We start from the raw sequence: 20684 nt of genomic DNA, 5'->3' as shown, positions 1-20684 counted from the left end.
CCATGGGAATCAAACGCACTTTTGATGCCGTAGAAGTCCACGAGGGTGCCCCTTTACGGGTGATCACCAGTGGTGTGCCAACCATCCCCGGAAACTCGGTCTATGAGATGACCCGATGGCTGGAGGAAAACGACGACCAGCTACGAAAACTGATGCTACGCGAGCCACGCGGCGTGCCGGCCCTATGTGCGAACTTGATTGTGCCCGCCAAGGATCCACGAGCCAAGGCCGGATTCATCATCATGGAACAGACTGAATACCCCATGATGAGCGGTGGCAACGTACTGGCCGTGGCCACCGCACTTCTGGAGACTGGCATGATTGAAATGCATGAGCCGGTGACCGAATTTAATCTCGAAGCACCGGCGGGCCTGATACCAATCAGCGCCGAATGCAAAGACGGCAAAGCCACCCAAGTCACCTTCACCAATGTCCCTTCCTTCCCCGTCTATATCAACCAAGAGATCAACGTTCCACATCTGGGCCAGGTACGAGTCGATGTGGCCTGGGGTGGCATGTTCTATGTGATCATCGATGCCACCCAGTTTGATGGACTCAAACTCATACCTGAGTCAGGCAAAGAAATCATCAAGATTTCTGCGCTAGTCACCACCGCGGCGCAGGAACAACTCTCAGTTGAGCATCCAGACTTCCCCGGGGTTGGGATCACTGTTTCCATCATGCATGAACCGTCACCCAATCCGGATCGTGATATTCGCACCTCGAATGTCATGCTTTCCGGTGAAGTTGATTTCAACCGACCGGAGACGTGGACAGGGGCGTTAGACCGCGGTTGTTGCGGCACCGGAACCTCGGCCATCATGGCGGTCGAATACGCCAAAGGCCGACTTGCTGTGGGTGACACATTAATGAACGAGGGCCTACTGGGTATCACGTTTACCGGAACCGTTATCGAAGAAGTCGGACTCCACGGATACAAGGCCATTGTGCCCTCCGTTGGTGGACAGTGCTGGATTTCGGGCTATAGCAAATACGTACTGGATTCCACTGACCCATTCCCGGAGGGATACACGATCGGTGATATCTGGTAGAAGTTGCGGGGCGTCAGGCTGCGCACTCGCCTAGGTCAACTCACGCAATAGGTGGCGGTAGCAAATCGGCGCAAGCGCAGCCATGTTAGCGGCTAAGAAATCGCGTCATTAGGGAACCACCGAATCTTATGACTTTCGATTAGACCGTGAATCCCGCCGATGCGTCACCCACGCTTGACGGATCAACCCGTGGATCACAATGATGCTGTTCGCAAGGCTGATCATTGCCTCAATCACCGTAGCCTTGCGTTCGGTGCGAATCGCTAGTTCCTTGAACCCGCGATTGTGCCACGAGTTCGCGCGTTCCACTACCCAACTCACGCCACCTTGCAGGGGTTCACCCTTGGAGCTGATCTCCCAGTCGCATCCAAACTCGGCGAGAAGATCACGAGTCTTGTGGCTGCCGTACCCAGCATCCCAATGGACCTTGATCTGCTCTGGTAATTGGTAGCCGAAACGGGAAAGACGTTCCAACATCAGGCGTAGCAGCGGGAAATCGCCGACATTATCGCTCGATATCACCAACAACTTCGCGAGCTCGTCACCACTCTCGTAAACCGCCACATTGCTGGCGACGCTGGTGATATACCCTTGCAGATTCAAGTCCTCTTTGAATGGGCCGTAGCGGCAGCACCATATGCAGGTCTTCAAGCTGTCGCCTCTGCCAGGTCGGCGGCCGCAACCCTGCTACGCACTCACTCACAAAACTCATCAACCAAGGACAACGATGTCACACCTACTAGCAGTTTTCGCCCACCCCATAGTTGGCTCATACCCCACCGCCGTGCTTGAAGCCTTCCAGCAACCTTTCCGCGATGCTGGGTACTCGGTCGATGTATTAGACCTGCACCACGAGCAGTTCGACCCCCGCTTCACTAAGGCAGACCATGCCCACTTCTGGGGTGGCCCTGTCCCACAAGATGTGCAGCAAATGCATCGTAGAGTTGAAGCCGCCGATCGGCTTGCCTTCATCTATCCCGTGTATTGGTGGGGCATGCCCGCACTGATGAAAGGGTGGATCGAACGCGTCTTCACCGGTGGATGGGCCTACCAGTTTGGAACTGGAGTAGAAGATCGCGGCACCCAAGATCTTCCCGCCTCGCTCCTTCCTAGCATCCCCACTCTCTTGCTCGGGATTGCCGGCTCCACGAAACGAACTTACGCAAAGTATGGCTATGACGCAGCCATGCGCACGCAGATAGATGTAGGCACGTTCGCGTACTGCGGGATCACAGATGTTCAGAGCCATCTTATTTTTGACATTGAAGGTGATCACAACGCTCCCAACCGAGATAAAGGGCTGAAAGAAGCCGCCCGTTGGGCTCGGGAATTCCTAAGCGATGACCACCCTGTACGCAACGCCAAAGAAGATCACCTGATTGCCCAAAAGCTCAACGAGGGAACTTCGGTCACGCTCGGCTAATATGCGCTGGAGCAGCGGGCACAGTCTTCTTGTTTCGCTACGCAGAGAAGGCGGCACATTGGGATCTAACAGCAGTATAGGCGGCTCCTAGCGTCAATATCAAGAGGAAACATTTAGTCATTCAGTGAATACTATGGTCATTTGTTGACTGTCTAGCTATTCTGTATTTGCGGGCTTTCGACGAAAAGCACCGCCCAGGAGTCAGGTTCGGTGAAACTATCGATCTTGTGAATACTGGCGGTGTCGCATCTGCGACACATCGACCTGCCGCCTCATTTTTCGGGTCTAACCATGCTTCGGATCGCCACACAGAGTGCACCGTCGCACGTTTCACCGGATCTGTCCTCCCGTGCTTTAACGAAAGGTAGCGCCATGAAGGCAATCCAGATCACCGAGTTCGGTGGGCCTGAAGTACTGCGTTTAGCAGACGTGCCAGAACCCGCCATTTCCCCTACCGATGTGTTGGTACGCACCGAAGCCATCGGCGTCAATTTCATCGACACCTATTATCGAGAAGGCGCCTACCCCACAGAATTGCCATTCATCCCAGGCGACGAAGCCTCTGGGGTAGTTGTTCAGGTAGGCTCCGAGGTTTCCGATATAACCACCGGGGATCGCGTCGCATGGTCCGCGCCGCATGGCTCCTACGCAGAGTTAGTGGCCGTGCCGGCCGCGGCGGCAGTCAAGGTTCCAGAAGGTTTGGATCCACAGCTGGCCGCTTCCAGCCTGGCGCAAGGCATGACAGCCCATTATTTATCGCACTCAACGTACGCCATCCAACCAAACGACCACGTACTCATTCACGCGGGTGCGGGCGGGGTGGGACTGCTGTTAACCCAGATGGCAAAAGCGCGCGGCGCCACCATCATCACCACCGTTTCCAATGAGCAAAAGGCTGCCTTATCTTCGGACGCAGGTGCCTCACACGTGCTGATTTACGGTCCAGATCTCGCTGAGCAGGTACGCGAATTGACCGGCGGCGAAGGAGTCGCGGTGAGCTACGACGGGGTCGGGGCAGCCACCTTCCGTGCTTCGCTGGCAGCAACGCGGGTGCGCGGTACCGTCGCGCTATTAGGAGCCGCCAGTGGCGCAGTACCACCCATGGATCCGCAGGATCTTAATCGCGCCGGATCCCTATTCCTCACCCGCCCGACCATCGGCGATTACACCCGCGATCGCACCGAACTGCTCTGGCGCGCCGAGTCAGTGTTGCGCGGAATCCAAGAGGGCGAGCTCAGTGTCAACATCGGTGGAAGTTACGCATTAGCCGATACTGCCCAGGCCCATGAGGATCTGCAAGCACGGCGCACCACTGGCGCCCTAGTTCTCATCCCTTAAGGCCCAAGCGGCACCAGGAACCAATCAGAGGAAGGCGTCCAGTCCATTGGCGCGATCTCTAATTTACCTCCAGTGGGATTCTCACTTTGCGCAGTGACTTTCCCAGCCACCTTAAGTCGACAGAGCGTTCTACCGCAGCACTCGATGAGGCATTCTGAATTGCATAGGTCCGGATCACCATCAATGAAATTCAACAAAAAGTTCTCCAGCCCACTTGACGGTGTGATTTGAACCTCAGTATGCTAATGATCACTAGATAAACATAACGTTCACACAATGAACACAACTCAACGGAGGGCTGAGGCATGATCGAGATTCTTCACGGCACGGTAGAGCATGGCGACGCCCGTGGTCGAGAAATAGGATTCCCAACTGCAAATCTACGGATCGATGACCGTGAACATCTGGACGGCGTTTGGGCAGGGTACGCTGAAGTCGACGGCCTCCGCCACGCTGCGTCCATTTCTATCGGACGGCGCCCCACCTACTACCCAGACAACGCCTACCGTCTAGCAGAAATCCACATACTAGACTTCCAGGGCAACCTCTACGACAAGGTAATGAGCGTTGAGCTGACAACCTTTATTCGTGGCCAACAACGCTTCAACAATTCCCGTGAACTCATCTCCCAGATCGTCGAAGACGTACGCATAACGCGCGAGTTAACTGATCCCAGCGAAAAGTTCATCCGGCTACCGTGGATAGGCCTCGTCGCAGCCTGAATCGCACCGATGCTCAGTTCTTTTCTGCCACCGTCAGGGCTCAGCAGCAGAAGGACTACCGTCATCCGTCGCAATGACGGCAAGAAGCCACTGCGGTTCAACTCTCGTTGAACTGCAGTGGCTTCTTAGAAACTAAAAATTAGTCCTGAATCAGATCATGGCGCACGATCGTTTGATCGCGGTCCGGACCCACACCAATGGCGGAAATCCGAGTGCCACTGATCTTCTCCAAGGCCAGGATGTAGTTCCGGGCATTCTCCGGAAGATCTTCCATGGTCTTGGCATCCGAAATATCCTCGGTCCAGCCCGGGAAGTACTCGAAGATCGGCTTCGCATGGTGGAAGTCAGTCTGAGTCATTGGCATTTCATCGTGGCGAACACCGTCAACGTCATAAGCCACGCACACTGGGATCTGCTCAATGTTGGTCAGCACGTCCAACTTGGTCACGAAGTAGTCGGTGAAGCCATTCACGCGCGAAGCGTGGCGAGCTAGAACCGCATCGTACCAACCGCAACGACGTGGACGACCGGTGTTCACGCCGAACTCGCCACCGGTCTTCTGCAGGTAAATACCCATCTCATCGAAGAGCTCGGTCGGGAACGGACCAGCACCCACACGAGTGGTGTAGGCCTTGATTATACCGATGGAGCGAGTAATGCGGGTCGGGCCAATGCCCGAGCCTACCGACGCGCCGCCAGCGGTTGGGTTGGAGGAAGTCACGAATGGGTAGGTGCCGTGGTCCACGTCCAGGAAGGTCGCCTGACCGCCTTCCATCAGTACCACCTTGTCCTCATCCAGAGCCTTGTTCAGCTCGTAGGTGGAGTCGATGACCAGTGGGCGCAGACGCTCAGCGTAGGACAGGAAGTACGAAACAATTTCCTCAACCTCGACGCTGCGGCGGTTGTAGATCTTGACCAGCAGTTCGTTCTTCTGGCGCAGTGCACCTTCGACCTTCTGGCGCAGGATGGACTCGTCGAAGACGTCCTGCACGCGGATGCCTAGGCGTCCGACCTTATCCATGTAGGCCGGGCCGATGCCGCGGCCGGTGGTGCCGATGGCCCGCTTGCCCAGGAAGCGTTCGGTGACCTTGTCCATGGTCTGGTGGTACGGGGCCACCAGGTGGGCATTGGCGGAAACGCGCAGCTTCGAGGTGTCGGCGCCGCGGGATTCTAGGCCGTCGATTTCATCAAAGAGGGCTTCAAGGTTCACCACGCAGCCATTGCCGATAATCGGAGTGGCGTTCGGGGAAAGGATGCCGGCTGGAAGGAGCTTTAGCTCGTACTTCTCTCCGCCGACGACTACGGTGTGCCCGGCGTTGTTGCCGCCGTTTGGCTTGACCACATAGTCGACCTTGCCACCGAGTAGATCGGTAGCTTTTCCTTTACCCTCATCGCCCCATTGGGCTCCGACGATCACGATTGCTGGCATGGGATCCTCCCCCTTGCTTAAAGCAGCGGTTGCGGCGTGCTTAGCGCCGTCCCGGCACGGTGCCGGGCAAAAAATATGCCCCTGTCCTGCGCACTAAAACCCGGAGGTCCGTTGCAAGAGTTAGGGGCTCTTACGACCAAAGTTTACCGAAACGATTAGCGAATCTCGAGCTGTACGTCACGAAGTCGAGCTTAATCATGGATATCAATGATTTTCTGGCGCAGAAGGTATCTTGCTGTCGCCTTCCTGTCTCTCTTACCGTTAACTTCAGATCCAACAGGTGCAGGCATCGCTAGCATGCCGATGGCAACGATCACAACTTGGTGGTGGATTGCGGAGCCAGCACCGAAGGACACCAATTCGCGCTATCCACACGTACCGTCGGAGACACTCCTATTTCTGAAGGTTTGCATCAGGCGAATATATCCAATGCTCCGTGACGATTCTAGAGACAGCACGCAATTCGCTCCCATAACTATTTTCGGTCACCACTCTAAAATAGAAACCACCGTTTACCGACTTCTGTAGATAAAATGACCGATCCGAGAATTTGATGGTGCGGATACCTCGGGAGTAACCGACGGCGTCAGCTCCGATCGAGGCTACTGCGAGTTAGCCCCAAACAGGGCCCCTACCAATAGACGTGGTTGTTCCGTTAGTAATGATCGACGCCGTGTCAGCATCAGTGGATTAGGGAACTTTGCCCCCGCTCGAACCCGTTTGCACTCCCCATGCAGCAGCGGGGACGAGCTCGGGAGCAAGTGTCGCACTCGGTACCAGGGAGTAGGCACTGTAGAATATGAATTCACGCGCCAGGCGCTGCCCGAGGAACCGCAGATGCAGTCAGCGTGCGTTCGAACACATACCAACGACCTGCAATGCGCAAGCAGGTTGAAGGCAGGAACGATGATATTTGAGGCGCTAAGATCCTCTGTCAGCGCAGCACTCGAATACTCGGCTAGATGGCTCCAGCTGATCGTCTTCCGCTTCTGCCGGTGGACTTTGCCCCGAATTCCAGCTAAGCACAGTCCATTTGAGCCTCCCGCACTTCACATTTCGGGGCAGATTCAGCCCAACCCAGCGCATCGTTCCCTAGAGGTATTTTCTCAGTGAAACCGGGTAACAGTGTTGAAGTCGCCGGGTCACATTTATGAGTAGCGCTGAGTTTGGTGCCATTATTGCGACTGCCGGCAGAGCCACAAACTGGGCGGCACAGCTACATCAGCCCGGCTCTTTTCGGTGCGCGAACAGGAGACGAGGCGACGCTTGCCGCCCACAAAGGCGGGGCGCGGTCCTTGTAGCGGTGGCAGGCTCTAACAAATCAGGGACAATAGGACGGTGCATTCCTGCGCGAACAGACGCAGCTTGCTGGCCACTATTTCTACAGGGGAGGTCGCGGTGGGCTGCAGCTTTTTCACGGTCCTTGACTTGTCAGCTACAGCATCGACAGCAACTGGCTTAGGCAGTTGCGTTCAGTCTCAGGCTGACTGCCCTAGCCGGTGACGGGTAGTACTACTCGATGCAGATGGTACACCCCAACAGCTGGCATGAATCTACAATAGTCAGTGGCTTTGAGATTTGTGCACAAGACTGAGTTTGGAATAGTAAATTCACCGGTGCTCCAAGTCTTCGCGGAGCGGAAACTGGGGAGACTACCAACTAATAGTGAAACCCGCGGCTGTATAGATTCCCTTCAACCACTGTCTAGCACAGGGCATCGAATGGAAGAATACGCGTCAGCACTGCCTCCGGCACCACTGGAACCTTGGTTTGAGACAACCAACGAGACACTTGAACCTAATCGAGCTAAGGTTGATTTACAGTGCAGTTCTAGGAATCGCCTTGCATGTAGTCGTAAGGTGTCCCGTCCAGCCACACAGTTGAGAATCTTCCTGCTGAGCGAAAGCAACGTGGAACTATCAGGCCAACCTGCCAGCTTGTTCGAGCGGGCCCATCAGTGCACTTACGCAGATCCGAAAACCCTAGCAGGCCACGCTTACCGAGGCCTCTGACCAGCATCAGCAAGTAGGCCAATTCGGCTGCGTGGGCACCTTCCTGCCGCCCTCACAGCAGTTGCGCGAGCAGGCGCCGCTGCCTGAGGAGAGCGCGCTGCCAATTACTACTGCTTCCTCGATTCGTTCTACGCTGTTACGTACCTGTGCTGCGCGTTCTAGAGCTAGGTCGATGAGCCCTGAAACGAATTTAGGGTGAGTTCCCACCGTGGCTGCGCGTACAAAGTTCATCTGTAGATCTTTGGCCGTTTGGAATGCTTCAGTGTCGAGGTCGTATTTGACCTCCATATGGTCTGAAACGAAGCCGATGGGAACGACGACAACCCCGTCAACTCCATCCTGGGACAGTTCCCTCAAACGATCGTTGATGTCCGGTTCCAACCAGGGGGTTCGTGGCGACCCGGAGCGGGAACAATAAACTAGCTCGCTTCTAAACGAGCCATAGACCGGTTCCAGCTGTGTGCCGATCCAGTCAATCAGTTCTTCGTGCTGCGCCTGGTAGCCGTTGGTGTGGCGTTCGGAGTTTTGCTGCATCGCGCTGGGGATGGAGTGGGTGACGTACAGTATGCGGAATGCACTGGGGTTCAAAGAACCTGCCTGCGAGCGATACTTTTCTAAGGCTTCACGGACGCAGTCAAGCTGTGCCTGAGCAAATCCCGGATGATTGTAATATTGGCGGACTTTATCGAACTCAACGTGGATGCCTTCTGCGAACAGCTGAGTCTGAGCTGTTGCGAAATCCTCGCGGTACTGACGGCATGAAGAATACGAGGAATATGCCGAAGTATCGATAGCCAGGAACTTCTGAGCTCCTGAGCGCTGATGTTCATTGCGCACTGCATCGGTAAGAAATGGTTTCCAATTGCGATTGCCCCAGAACAGCGGAGTAGTGATTCCTCGGAGCTCCAGCTCGCGACGCAATGCTTCCAGCAGGCTTTTATTTTGTTCATTAATGGGAGAGCGGCCACCAAATTGGTAGTAGTGCTCCCCGACTTCTTTGAGCCGCTCGTCAGGAATTCCGCGGCCGGCTGTCACATTTTGGAGGAAGGGCAACACATCTGCCTCTTGTTCCGGGCCTCCGAAGGACATCAGAATCATCGCATCGAACGGTGAGAGATCTACGTTCACGTCGCATCCTTGAGTTTTTGTTTGGGTAGGGCACTACTAAGATCTAATCTTAGACTAGCTTAATGCTAGCCTAGCTAGATAAATTCATTGCGTTCTCAGTTCACTGCTAATGATCAGGTTTATCCAGTGCAACGCTTCTCATTGGTAGAAAAGTTCATATTCCAAGCACCGAACTGGTGGACGGCTTGGTAGTTGAAAAGGAAGTGCTTCACCTATGCAATCTGCATCTCCCGTAGAACTAGTCTGGCTTCGTGACGATCTTCGAATCAACGACAACCCGGCTTTATTTGAAGGAATGAAACAGGGGGAGGCTTGGGCCCTCTACATTCTCGATACAGAGTCAGCGGGAATCCGCGAACTTGGGGGCGCTGCAAAATGGTGGCTGCACCATGCATTGAAATCTATGGCGGCTCAGTTGCGGGAGCTCGGTGTCCCGCTGATACTGCGCTCAGGAGATCCTCAATAGGTTTTCCGGAAGCTTCAAAAGGAAGCCTCTATTTCTTCGGTCCGTTGGAACCGTCGCTACTCGCCTTCGGAAATAGCAGTCGATGCTCGAATCAAAGAACAAATGGGTGAGAGTGGGATTCAGGCACATAGCTACTGCGGCTTTCTGCTCAAAGAACCGTGGGAAATACAAACCGTCGGTGGAACTGGCTACAAGGTGTTTACCCCGTTCTATAACCGCCTTCTTGAGCAGAACATCCGCAAACCACTGCCAGCACCTGAGGCGCAGAGTTACCCGCAGGGGAATCTGCCGGCCAGTGAGGATCTGGCGTCTTGGCAGCTGCTTCCACATTCACCGAATTGGGCACGTGGTTTGGAAGAAGCCTGGGAGCCTGGCGAGAATGCAGTTTACGATCGTCTAGAGCTGCTTATTGCTTCGGCAGAACAGGTCAATACCGTGGTTCGTAGAATCGGCGGTGAGACAGGCTATTTTGGATGGCCGTTGTTGTGGAAACTGCGTGGACTAATGGATAAGGTCAGCGGCGGAGTGGGACTTCGCCGTGGGCGGCGGTCCCGCAGCCAGCTCTCCCTAGGGGACGTTGTCGACTGGTGGAGGGTGGAAGCGCTTGAATCCAACTCACTGTTAAGGCTTCGCGCAGAAATGCGGGTGCCCGGACAAGCCTGGCTTGAATTCAAAGTAAGCAAGATCCCGGAAGGCAAAATTGAGCTAATCCAAAGGGCAGTGTTCTTTCCCGAGGGGCTGCTTGGACGCTGTTATTGGTGGGCTGTCTACCCGTTCCATGGTTTGGTATTTACTGGGATGATCCGAAATATCATTCGCCAGGCGGAAGCCGTCCAGTCCTAGCTGCCTGAAGATTCGTTGTTCTGCGAGGCCGAATCCAAACTGGCTTCCATCGCCTGCGAGGTGCCGGAGAGGAATCGGATGATTATCTCCCGTTCACTTTGGCTGAACGAACGCAGAACCTCAAAGCGTTGAGCGTGATGACGTCCGACCTGCTCCCGGGCTGCCTGATGGGTTTCTTCGGTGACCTCAACACACTGGGAACGGCGGTCGGTGGGATGTGGCTTTCGAATGACGTGCTTGCCTGCCTCCAACCGGTCGAGCATCTTGGTCACCGAAGCGCTGGATATTCCTAGGTAGCGGGCAAGTTCGCCTGCCGTGACTGCTTTACCCGCATAGGTCGAGGAGATCACCTTACGGATAGCTCGCATATCCGTCTCATTCAGGTTCATAAAACGCTGAGTACTGCGCATGATCTTGCGCTCAATGCCGCGCATGCGGGAGAGCTCTTGCATGATCTGATCAATCTGAGTCAGATCCTCAGGCTTCAATCCGGCAGGGTTGATCAGGTGTCCTTCTGGATCCGAGGATGCCAAGCTGAACATGCCGGAAAACACCTGGTCCTCCATGATTCCCCCTCGGGTGCTCGCGTTATTCGAGCATGGCTCGCTGACTGCGACAATCATAGCCGATCCACCACGCGGGAGCTTCTGGCTATCATGAGCTACATGCAGAAACAACTCCAACCAGTATCCGCCCCTTTATCTCTTTGACAATCTCTAAAAGAGGATCATAAAGACTGTGGGCCGCCCAGCCTCGGTATTGCGTCTTGCTCCTGTCTAACCAATGATCCCAATTTTCTATGTCTCTCAACAAGCCGAAATTGGGCCGTCCGGCAATGAGTGAGATGCGATTAGTAAGCGATACAGGGGCCTGGCGAAGTACCTTTTCAGAATTCTCCGAACTTCACGCGACGATTTGCCTTCAGACTTTCTCCGTTCTGCATAAGTACGAGTGTCTGGATCGTGAATCGTTCTCACGATAGTAGCCATATGCAAGGCGCTGTTCAGCCGAGGACCACCACCACGATTCAATCGAAGTCGCTCAACATCGCCAGATGAAGCAGTAATAAGATCAACACCAGCCAACGCGGCAAATGCGGCTTCGGTACGCACCCGGCCAAGGTGCGCCCATCCGCCACAAACGACTGCTTCAATCACAGGTCCGGCACCGGTAACCTCAAGTAGTGGAGCAGCAGTACTTGATTCGATCAGTTCCGTGATCTTCTCGTAGTTATCTTTGAGATCAGCATTGAGCTCGAGCACATGTTTCGCCATCCGTTCAGCCTCAGCACGAGCAATGACAAATCGATCCCTTCAACGCGCCCACGCCATGAAGAAACCTTGACGATCTGTGGTTCACTCAGTGGTGTCCGTGCATCGATTCCCAAATCCAACGATCCACAAGAGAGCAGTGAGCACATTGATTTTTGACGTCCGTTCCAGAATCATCTGTTTTCGTGCCCCGGTCAGAACATTCAATGCTGTCCGAATTCCATCGCCTTGCCTCGGATTCCTCAGTTCAGGCTCCATAAACGGTAAGGCCGCAGGGGCATACCTGCGAGGCGCTTCTATCATACGATAGCCACTCTTGGACACCGAACCGGCTAAGAATACCCCAAAGCTACTGATGCCCTCGACAACCCAAAGTACGCGGATTTCATCCTGAGCTCTTCGATTGACCCACGTCATCGCACGTTTACCGCCAGCAAGAGAATTAGGAAAACTTTTCGCTCCTACCCGCTGCGTTCAGATGGGCCGATAAGCCGGCGATGTTCACTCGCGAGGCTTTCCTGTGATGAGCCACAACACCTGTATCGGGCAATCTTCTAATCAAGCCATCGAAGCGGACAAGGTCGGCGCTGGTCCCTCTGTAGCGACTGGACGATTCGGATCCAAGGCCGCAAGATCGCCGAGGGGTGTTGAGTCACAGTCGAGACGAGTTAACCAGAACCTACCCTGCCCGCTAGTCGCAGACCAGCCACTTCAATACTCACAGGGGTGTTGCCACCGTGGATGGGATGGCAGCGAGGCAATTGTTATTCGTGGCGCGACGCCGAAAATGGACGCCTGTCATAACGTGGATGTAAGCCTTTGCTACCTGCGGTTGCTCGACTTTGGACAGGAACTAGTTCAAAGGAGCACTAGTCATGATCACTTCAGAAGCAGCCATTTTCCTTAGACTCGACGTGGGAAAAAGACCACTGGGCCTGCGCCGTCACCAAAGACGGCACCAGAATCTTGAACAAGACCCTGCCCTAAGACGAAGACAAACTGGTCTCGGTCTACCAGAACCTCATCGCGAAAGGTACGGTGCTAGTCGTCGTGGATTAGCCATCCACTATCGATGCGCTGGCTGTTGCCTTCGTCCAGCACCTCGATACCCCGGTGGCTTACCTGCCCGGAATTTCGATGCGACGTATCGCAGATATGTATCCTGGAACGGCGAAAACACAGGAAAGGGATGCATTCATCATCGCTGACGCGGCCCGCAACTTGCCGCACACGTTGCACAGCATCCTAACCTCAGATAAGGACAAAGCCGCTCTGGGAAAACTCACAGACTTTGAGCTAGACCGAGACCGCCAGATCATGCAAACCAGCAACAGAATCCGCGGGTTATTCACCTAGATCCGCTCTTCCTTGGAGCGAGTCCTAGGCCACTGACTAGACTATGACACCGTGTTCGTAGTCCTTGCCGTCTGCCTCATCTAGCTGCGATGAAGCATGCCGGCAGAGGCTGGATCGATGCGGGGCTCAAGAAGCACGGTGCTCGCCGATACACCGAGTGGGCCTCAGCCATCCTTGACGCCCTAGATGAGCGCACCATCGTCGTGGTCGGCACCGATGCCACCGTTTTAATCATTCCGTTTTGTCCCGGCAACTGATCTAATTGCACGCCCAGCGCGCGCATGGCCAAGAAATTTGAAACTTTAGTGGAGGATCACCCTCTATACGTGACCCCTGTACCATACCAAGGTTCGTAACCAGGATGGCCGCGGTTATCATTGCCTAGCTCTGCAGCCACTGCTATCATTGCATCTAGTCAAAGCCAGATTTACAGCCGATGATCAACCTGAAAATACTGGCCACATCGGTCCACTCTTCGGCAGAGTCGCACAAGCCTTGTTGGCCTAAAACCTTGTCTCACCCATCACGCAATACAACGGAATCGAGGACTGCATTGAGGTCATTGCTAGGATGCACCATTAGCGCTCCGGGAATGGAAAATATAGAAATTATCGAGCTTCCCGCAGTACCCGAAGCGATCTGTGGGGTGCACCTTGGAGCCATGGATACCATCCATGAAAGCTGGCAGGCATTGCACGAGGAAGTCTTGGCCCGTGGCTTGGTTCCGACCGGCCCCTGCCGCGAGGTCTACGTACGTTCTGAGTCCGACGACCAGGCGGATTGGGTGACCGAACTTCAGCAGCCGGTCAGCGCTGCCTAGTCCACCAGCTGGTAGGGGGCTTCCAGCAAGTCCCCTACCACGCTACGTGCGGCTCCGACCAACGCTCCGGTTTGCCCCAAGGGCGAGCGCAGCAACCGTGCTTGGTCGGCGATACTCGGAGCGTGATCTTGGAGGCTGGATTCCATGGCAGGACGTAGCCACTGCTCTAACGCGGCAAAGTGACCGCCAAAGACGACGGTGGATACGTTATAGAGGCGCAGGGCCGAGGTCACTGCAATCCCTAGGGATTTTCCGGCCTCGGCTACTGCGTTCACGGCAACTTCGGTTCCACTTTGCAGTGCTTGGTAGAGCTGGCTAATTCGTTCTTGGCGCGATGCACTATCCGTGCCATCGCCAAGTCCGGCTGTGGCCAAGATGGCTTCCTGTCCGGCAATGGTTTCCAAACACCCCCGACCGCCGCAACTACATTTTTTGCCATCGGGTTCGATCACCACATGGCCGAGTTCACCGGCGTGCCCTTGGGGGCCGATAAAGAGTTCTGCGTCAATGATCAGTCCGCCACCAATGCCGACTTCCCCTGAGATGAAGAGGAAGTCTCGTTCTTGGCCATCCATCAATTGCTGTTGGGCCAGTGCTGAGGCGTTGGCTTCGTTAAAGAGCCGGAACCGGGTTTTGGGTTCAGGCAATAGCGCTGCCACATCAAGGTTTTGCTCCACCCAACCGAGGTTAGGAGCCTGCAGGACTGTGAAATGGTCTTCTTGAACCAAGCCGGGAACGGCCAATCCCCCACCGAGGATCATGAGTCCTTGGCTACGGGCAGCTTCTTGAAGAGTTTGGCTAAGTTCGCCCAGCGCCGTGAGCACTTCGCTGGCCGTTGATCCGTGGTTGGTGCGGGGCAGGATTTCATGTGCCAGCAGTTTGCCGTTGAGGTCAACGAGGCCGGCGGCAATGTAGTCAACGTTGATTTCCATGCCCATGACACAGCGGGTGGGGTTTAAGATCAGCCCCACCGAGGGCCGCCCGCGCTCCCCGTCGCGGTGCACGCCAATTTCAATGACCAGTCCGGCAGCCAACAGGTCAGCGACCAGGCTGGAGACCGAGGCCTTGGTGAGTTGGCTCAGTTGGGCAATATCAGCCCGGGATAATCGTTGGTCTTCTGTTGCGGCAGCAATTACGGACAGGACCCTGACCAGGTTGGCTTTGCGCACGTCGCCGACGCTGCCCGGGGCCGAAGGTGTTGCGGCTCGGGCGGTCGTCACTGGTTGGCGCATGGCCTCTCCTTGGAAATTTTCTGGAATGTTTTTGGACTGCTCTCTATTGACTCTAGCGCATGAGCGCCCATATAGTTTAGGACATAAACTAAATGGCATGAGCCACCCCGAACGATCCAAGGATGTATCACCATGAGCGTTACCCCGACCCCTGCAGACCACTTCACCTTTGGCCTCTGGACCGTTGGATGGACCGGTGCCGATCCTTTCGGCGTCGCCACCCGCAAGAACCTGGACCCGGTAGAAGCCGTGAACAAGCTGGCCGAACTCGGCGCCTACGGCATCACCTTCCACGACAACGACCTGATTCCTTTTGACGCCACCGAGGCAGAACGCGAAAAGATCCTGGCTGACTTCCGCGCAGCCCTGGAAGAGACCGGACTGAAGGTCCCCATGGTGACCACCAACCTGTTCAGCCACCCGGTCTTCAAGGACGGCGGTTTCACCTCCAACGACCGTTCGATTCGCCGCTTCGCACTGGCCAAGGTGCTGCACAACATCGACTTGGCAGCAGAAATGGGCGCCGAAACCTTCGTCATGTGGGGCGGCCGTGAAGGCAGCGAATACGACGGATCCAAGGATCTGGCCGCAGCACTGAACCGTATGCGCGAAGGCGTGGATACCGCAGCTGGCTACATCAAGGACAAGGGCTATAACCTGCGCATCGCGCTGGAACCAAAGCCCAATGAACCACGAGGCGACATCTTCTTGCCCACCGTCGGCCACGGCCTGGCATTCATCGAGCAGCTCGAGCACGGCGACATCGTTGGCCTGAACCCCGAAACCGGCCACGAGCAAATGGCAGGCCTGAATTTCACCCATGGCATCGCCCAGGCACTGTGGGCCGAAAAGCTCTTCCACATTGACCTCAATGGACAGCGCGGCATCAAGTACGACCAAGACCTAGTCTTTGGCCATGGCGACTTGACCAGTGCTTTCTTCACCGTTGACCTGCTGGAGAACGGCTTCCCTAACGGCGGACCAAAGTACACCGGACCACGCCACTTCGACTACAAACCATCACGCACCGATAGCTACGACGGCGTGTGGGAATCGGCCAAGGCCAACATGTCCATGTACCTGTTGCTCAAGGAACGCGCCCTGGCCTTCCGCGCGGATCCAGAAGTCCAGGAAGCCATGAAGACCTCGGGCATTTTTGAACTAGGCGAAACCACCCTCAACGACGGGGAAAGCGCAGCGGATCTGCTGAACGATTCAGCAAGCTTCGCGGGCTTTGACGCTGAGGCTGCCGCCCAGCGCAACTTCGCCTTCATTCGCCTGAACCAGCTGGCCATCGAGCACCTGCTCGGCTCACGCTAAAACACCTAGTTCACCGAAGAAAGCAGCCACATTCAATGACGCTTGTAGCCGGAATTGACTCCTCCACCCAGTCCTGCAAGGTGGTCATCCGCGACGCCGACACCGGAATGCTGATCCGCTCCGGGCGGGCCAGCCACCCGGAGGGCACCGAAGTTGACCCGGAGTTCTGGTGGAGCGCCCTACAAGAGGCGATTACCCAGGCAGGTGGTCTGGAAGATGTGGCTGCGATCTCGGTGGGCGGGCAACAGCATGGCATGGTGGTCTTAGATGCCACCGGTACGGTGATCCGACCTGCACTGCTGTGGAACGATACCCGCAGCGCGCAGGCGGCCCGCGAGATCATCGCCGAGGCCGGTGACGGCGATAGCGAGGCCGGGGCCGCCTACTGGGCACACCGCACCGGCACCCTGCCGGTCTCCTCGATCACTCTGACCAAGCTGCGGTGGCTCAAAGACAACGAACCAGAAAACGCAGCTAAGGTCGCCGCGGTCTGCCTGCCGCATGACTGGCTGTCCTGGCGTTTAGCCGGGTACGGTCCGGGCAGTGGCACCAAAGGTTTAGCCTCCCTGTACACCGACCGCTCCGACGCCTCGGGCACCGGCTATTATCGCGCAACTGAAAGCGCTTATGATCTCGCAGCTCTGGAACAGCATTTGGGGCACGCCCCTGTTCTTCCCACCGTGGCTGGCCCGCTGGAATCCATTGGCCGCACCCCTTCTGGTGCGCTGATTTCTCCCGGCGCGGGCGATAATGCTGCGGCCGGTTTAGGTGTTGGCGCCACCGTGGGAGATGTGGTGATGTCTTTGGGCACCTCTGGCACAGTGTTCGCCGTTGCCGATGTTCCCAGCGCAGACACCAGTGGGCTGGTCGCCGGATTTGCCGATGCCACTGGCAACTATCTCCCGCTGGTGTGCACCTTAAACGCCACCCGAGTTTTTGATGCCACCGCCAACCTGTTGCAGGTAAGCCTTGAAGAACTGAACGACCTCGCGTTGACTGCCGAACCGGGCTCCGAGGGCCTGACCCTACTGCCCTACTTTGACGGCGAGCGCACCCCGAATCTGCCAGATGCCACCGGTTCGTTGCACGGAATTACCCGGGCCAATTACACCGCACCCAATGTGGCACGAAGCGCCGTAGAAGCGGTGGTCTGCTCGCTGGCTGATGGGCTGCGTGCCTTGGAATCACAAGGTGTGCAGGCTCAACGCATTATCTTGGTTGGTGGCGGAGCGCAGTCCCGTGCGGTGCAACAGATTGCGGCCCAAATATTGGACTTGCCAATCATTGTTCCGGCTCCGGGTGAATATGTGGCCGATGGTGCAGCCCGACAGGCTGCCGGGGTGTTGACCGGCCAGTTCCCGCAGTGGGTTCAGGAATCCATTGAAGCGCCTGCCGCAGAAGCAACCCCTCAGGTTTTAGAACGTTACCGTTCGCTGGTTTCCAGCCAGTGGCTAGAGAAGTAAGGACAAGCCGTGAAGCTAGAGACCAAAGAACTTAACTGGGCCGGAAACCTTGAATACCGGGCCATTGAATTGTTGTACCCCACCAGCGTTGAGCAATTACAAGAACAAGTTCGCACCGCCAGCAAGGTGCGGGTCTTGGGCTCTCGCCATTCTTTTAATGACATTGCCGATACCAGCCAAACGCTGATCTGCTTGAGCAAGATGCCTGAAGTCATTGAGATTGATGATCAGGCCATGAGTGTGCGCGTCAGCGGTGGAATCACCTACGGAGCTCTGGCCGATGCACTGCATACTGCTGGCTTTGCGCTGCATAACCTCGCTTCCCTGCCACATATTTCGGTGGCCGGTGCGGTATCCACCGGCACCCACGGTTCGGGCAAAGCTCATGGCAATCTGGCTACCGCCGTCAGTGCCGTTGAGCTCGTGCTGGCCGATGGTTCACAGCTTTCCGTTGATCGAAGCGATCCAGAGTTCAACGGCTATGTCGTCTCTCTTGGCGCATTAGGTGTGATCACGCATCTGACTTTGGATATTGTGCCAAGCTTTGCGGTGCAACAGACGGTGTATGAGCAGCTGTCCTGGGAGAAGGTGTTGAAGGACTTTGATACTGTTCAGGCTTCCGCCTACAGTGTCAGCTTGTTCACCGACTGGAGTGGCGAGCTGATTGGCCAAACCTGGCTCAAACGTCGTGTGGGCGATGCCCCGAATGATGATATTGACCAGGGTCGGTTTGGAGGATTCCCTGCCAGCACCGCAATGCACCCACTTCCCGGAGCCGATGGTGTGATCTGCAGCGAACAGCTTGGCGTGGCCGGACCTTGGTCGGATCGGCTCTCCCATTTCCGCATGGATTTTATGCCTAGCGCCGGGGCTGAACTGCAGACCGAATATCTGGTTCCCCGTGAATATGCGGTGCAGGCAATTACCGCGATGCGTGAATTGTCTTCAGTCATCACGCCGTTACTGCTGGTGGCTGAAGTTCGCACTATCGCTGCCGATCAGTTGTGGCTCAGCGGCAACTATGGACGCGATGGCATTGCGCTGCACTTTACGTGGAAGCCACAACAGCCAGCGGTCGAAGCGATTTTGCCAGAGATTGAGTCTGTCCTGGCACCTTTCTCGGCTCGTCCGCACTGGGGCAAGCTCTTTGCTGCCACTGCGACCGAGTTGGAGGCGCTGTATCCGAAGTTCACCGATTTCATCGAGCTAACTCAGCGTTTGGATCCGGCTGGCAAATTCCGCAATGAGTTCCTTGATCGCAAGGTATTTGGTGCGTAGCAACCGAAGCTAAGACCCGTTCATTCCGTGGATTTCGTACCATGAGGATCAGAAGCGCCGCCGCAATCAGTGCCATGCCTATCCACCCCATGACACCCAACCGTTCATTGAGCAGCCCAACGGCCAGTGCAGCAGCAACGGCGGGTTCACTCAGGGTCACGGTGGTGGCGGTACTCGCCGGCACCTTAACCAGGGCTATCCCAAAGCAGAGATAGCCTAGGAACATTGGGACCAATGCGAGGTAGCCGGCCACCATCAAGTTCTGCGCGCTGGATAGCAATGGAGCTCCGGTGAAGAACAACACCGGCATCAGTAACAGGCCACCAACTCCAAAGACAGAACCCACTGCGCTTTGTCGGGCAATTCCCACCTGCATCAATCGTCCGGTAGCCCATGAATAGCGGGCATAACTGGCGCCTGCGACAAGCCCAAGCAAGCATCCTGCCACTACCCCAGAGCCACTACCGCTGGCTTCCGTAGCACGGGAGAACCCCAGCAAGGTACTACCCAGAATTCCTAAGGCTGCTGCGAAGTACCAACGCACCGTCAACCGCGCGCCGTCGGCGACGCGTTCGAGAATGCCAGAAAAAAGTGGCGCCGTGCCCAAGGAGATCACGGTGCCCAGCGCAACTCCACCTAAGGACATTGAGCTGTAGAAGGCCAGTGGATAAATCATGACGTTTACCCCACCAAACAACACCATGCCCTTGTTTTTGACCAGTGCATTGCGGTGGCCCCACACCGAGCGCGCTCCGACAACGCACTGCAACAATCCACCGATTCCCAGGGAAGCTGCGCCAATAGCAAGAGGCGATACCTCGGGTGCTTGAGCGGCCACAGTGCCGGTAGTCCCCCAGAGAATGGAGGCTATCAGCAAGAGGCCAATGGCACCGCCCATACCGCCTTGGTCTTTACCGCTCACAGTGCTTCAACCATGTCACTGATCATTGCCCGTGCGCGCAAAAGCAACGTACTATTTCCTTCTAAGCCGGCACGCGAAATTGCACCTTCGAGGAGGAAAGATATTTGTCCGGCCAGCGCTTCGGCCTGTTTTTTCGTCGTCAGGGATGCCAGATGACCGGCAAGCAACTGTTCTACTTGGAGTTTGTGAGCGGCAACGATGGAACGCCCGGGGTCCCCTGCGGGTAATTCAGCAGCGGCGTTGAGCAGTCCACAACCACGGAAACCATGCTCATAGCCAGCTTCGGCGTGATCAATGTAGGCGTCCACCACGGCAAGTACACCACCGGCACCGTCACCTGCCTTTTCTAGGCGCGCTTGATAAAGCCCTAACCATTCTTGGTGTCGCGCTTCCAGATAGGCCATCACCAAACCGGTTTTGGATTCGAAGTTGTTATAGAGACTCATTTTGGCCACGCCGGCCTTGGCGATCACCGCATCGATCCCGGTAGCCGAGATCCCCTCGGCATAAAAGAGCTGGGCGGCTGCGTCCAGCAGTTTGGTGCGGGCAGTGATACGAGGTGGCATGAGAACTCCAAACTAGACTGATCTGTCTAAGTTAAGAGGCTAT

At 56.0% G+C, this 20684-nt stretch carries 15 protein-coding genes and 4 pseudogenes; 11 read left to right on the top strand and 8 right to left on the bottom strand.

Features of this window, described 5'->3' with window-relative positions; all coding sequences use genetic code 11:
• The first annotated feature begins 2 nt into the window (after positions 1-2).
• Positions 3-1052 carry a proline racemase family protein gene (locus QMQ05_RS01290; RefSeq protein WP_345472339.1) on the top strand — a complete coding sequence of 350 codons (1050 nt, stop codon included), beginning with the start codon at positions 3-5 and terminating at the stop codon, positions 1050-1052.
• 126 nt (positions 1053-1178) lie between these two features.
• Here QMQ05_RS01290 and QMQ05_RS01285 read toward each other — a convergent pair.
• A pseudogene (locus QMQ05_RS01285) lies at positions 1179-1574 on the bottom strand (IS5/IS1182 family transposase); the annotation flags it as partial.
• A gap of 205 nt (positions 1575-1779) precedes the next feature.
• Here QMQ05_RS01285 and QMQ05_RS01280 point away from each other — a divergent pair.
• From QMQ05_RS01280 to QMQ05_RS01270, 3 genes are all read left to right on the top strand, one after another.
• Positions 1780-2475: an NAD(P)H-dependent oxidoreductase gene (locus QMQ05_RS01280; RefSeq protein WP_345472337.1), complete on the top strand. Its 696-nt coding sequence runs from the start codon at positions 1780-1782 to the stop codon at positions 2473-2475.
• 372 nt (positions 2476-2847) lie between these two features.
• Complete coding sequence (locus tag QMQ05_RS01275) at positions 2848-3813, top strand: quinone oxidoreductase family protein (protein ID WP_345472335.1); 966 nt, start codon at positions 2848-2850, stop codon at positions 3811-3813.
• 305 nt (positions 3814-4118) lie between these two features.
• Complete coding sequence (locus QMQ05_RS01270) at positions 4119-4535, top strand: riboflavin kinase (RefSeq protein WP_345472333.1); 417 nt, start codon at positions 4119-4121, stop codon at positions 4533-4535.
• A gap of 139 nt (positions 4536-4674) precedes the next feature.
• Here the strand turns inward: QMQ05_RS01270 and QMQ05_RS01265 are convergent, their stop codons facing one another.
• Complete coding sequence (locus QMQ05_RS01265; RefSeq protein ID WP_022875364.1) at positions 4675-5964, bottom strand: adenylosuccinate synthase; 1290 nt, start codon at positions 5962-5964, stop codon at positions 4675-4677.
• Between the two features lie 2018 nt (positions 5965-7982).
• Positions 7983-9104, bottom strand: coding sequence for a ferrochelatase (locus QMQ05_RS01260; protein WP_345472329.1), 1122 nt, complete (start codon positions 9102-9104; stop codon positions 7983-7985).
• 214 nt (positions 9105-9318) lie between these two features.
• Between QMQ05_RS01260 and QMQ05_RS01255 the strand changes: the two are divergent.
• Positions 9319-9771 (top strand): annotated as a pseudogene (locus tag QMQ05_RS01255) (deoxyribodipyrimidine photo-lyase); the annotation flags it as partial.
• Positions 9766-10413: a DUF2867 domain-containing protein gene (locus QMQ05_RS01250; protein ID WP_345474591.1), complete on the top strand. Its 648-nt coding sequence runs from the start codon at positions 9766-9768 to the stop codon at positions 10411-10413. The pseudogene QMQ05_RS01255 and the gene QMQ05_RS01250, both read left to right, overlap by 6 nt.
• Here QMQ05_RS01250 and QMQ05_RS01245 read toward each other — a convergent pair.
• Both QMQ05_RS01245 and QMQ05_RS01240 read right to left on the bottom strand, forming a co-directional pair.
• Positions 10410-11036 (bottom strand): MarR family winged helix-turn-helix transcriptional regulator, encoded by a 627-nt coding sequence (locus tag QMQ05_RS01245; protein ID WP_345472327.1) that lies wholly within the window; start codon positions 11034-11036, stop codon positions 10410-10412. The two genes, QMQ05_RS01250 and QMQ05_RS01245, sit on opposite strands and share 4 nt — an antisense overlap.
• A gap of 183 nt (positions 11037-11219) precedes the next feature.
• Positions 11220-12146 (bottom strand): annotated as a pseudogene (locus tag QMQ05_RS01240) (transposase); the annotation flags it as partial.
• A 413-nt stretch (positions 12147-12559) separates the two neighbouring features.
• On the opposite strand from QMQ05_RS01240, the pseudogene QMQ05_RS01235 reads away from it, so the two are divergent.
• Both QMQ05_RS01235 and QMQ05_RS01230 read left to right on the top strand, forming a co-directional pair.
• A pseudogene (locus QMQ05_RS01235) lies at positions 12560-13422 on the top strand (IS110 family transposase); the annotation flags it as partial.
• A 210-nt stretch (positions 13423-13632) separates the two neighbouring features.
• Positions 13633-13860 carry a GyrI-like domain-containing protein gene (locus tag QMQ05_RS01230; RefSeq protein ID WP_345472325.1) on the top strand — a complete coding sequence of 76 codons (228 nt, stop codon included), beginning with the start codon at positions 13633-13635 and terminating at the stop codon, positions 13858-13860.
• Here the strand turns inward: QMQ05_RS01230 and QMQ05_RS01225 are convergent.
• Complete coding sequence (locus tag QMQ05_RS01225; protein ID WP_345472323.1) at positions 13857-15092, bottom strand: ROK family transcriptional regulator; 1236 nt, start codon at positions 15090-15092, stop codon at positions 13857-13859. The genes QMQ05_RS01230 and QMQ05_RS01225 overlap by 4 nt on opposite strands.
• Before the next feature lie 132 nt (positions 15093-15224).
• Between QMQ05_RS01225 and xylA the strand changes: the two genes are divergently transcribed.
• From xylA to QMQ05_RS01210, 3 genes are read left to right on the top strand one after another with little or no spacing between them, the layout of a single operon-like run.
• Positions 15225-16412: a xylose isomerase gene (gene xylA, locus QMQ05_RS01220; RefSeq protein ID WP_345472321.1), complete on the top strand. Its 1188-nt coding sequence runs from the start codon at positions 15225-15227 to the stop codon at positions 16410-16412.
• Between the two features lie 35 nt (positions 16413-16447).
• A complete protein-coding gene (gene xylB, locus QMQ05_RS01215) occupies positions 16448-17875 on the top strand; it encodes a xylulokinase (RefSeq protein WP_345472319.1) in 1428 nt (475 codons plus the stop codon).
• Between the two features lie 9 nt (positions 17876-17884).
• The gene (locus QMQ05_RS01210) at positions 17885-19153 is read left to right on the top strand and encodes an FAD-binding protein (protein WP_345472317.1); all 1269 of its coding nucleotides are present in this window, start codon (positions 17885-17887) and stop codon (positions 19151-19153) included.
• On the opposite strand, the gene QMQ05_RS01205 is transcribed toward QMQ05_RS01210, so the two are convergent.
• Both QMQ05_RS01205 and QMQ05_RS01200 read right to left on the bottom strand, forming a co-directional pair.
• On the bottom strand, positions 19074-20075 hold the full coding sequence (locus tag QMQ05_RS01205; protein WP_345472315.1) for a DMT family transporter: 1002 nt from the start codon (positions 20073-20075) through the stop codon (positions 19074-19076). The genes QMQ05_RS01210 and QMQ05_RS01205 overlap by 80 nt on opposite strands.
• Complete coding sequence (locus QMQ05_RS01200; RefSeq protein WP_345472313.1) at positions 20072-20641, bottom strand: TetR/AcrR family transcriptional regulator; 570 nt, start codon at positions 20639-20641, stop codon at positions 20072-20074. Before QMQ05_RS01200 ends, QMQ05_RS01205 begins: the two co-directional genes overlap by 4 nt.
• Positions 20642-20684 lie beyond the last annotated feature (43 nt).

This window comes from Glutamicibacter sp. B1 (assembly GCF_039602135.1).
In the GTDB taxonomy this organism is placed as follows: Bacteria; Actinomycetota; Actinomycetes; order Actinomycetales; family Micrococcaceae; genus Glutamicibacter; species Glutamicibacter ectropisis.
This window is presented reverse-complemented; position numbering and strand designations above follow the sequence as displayed.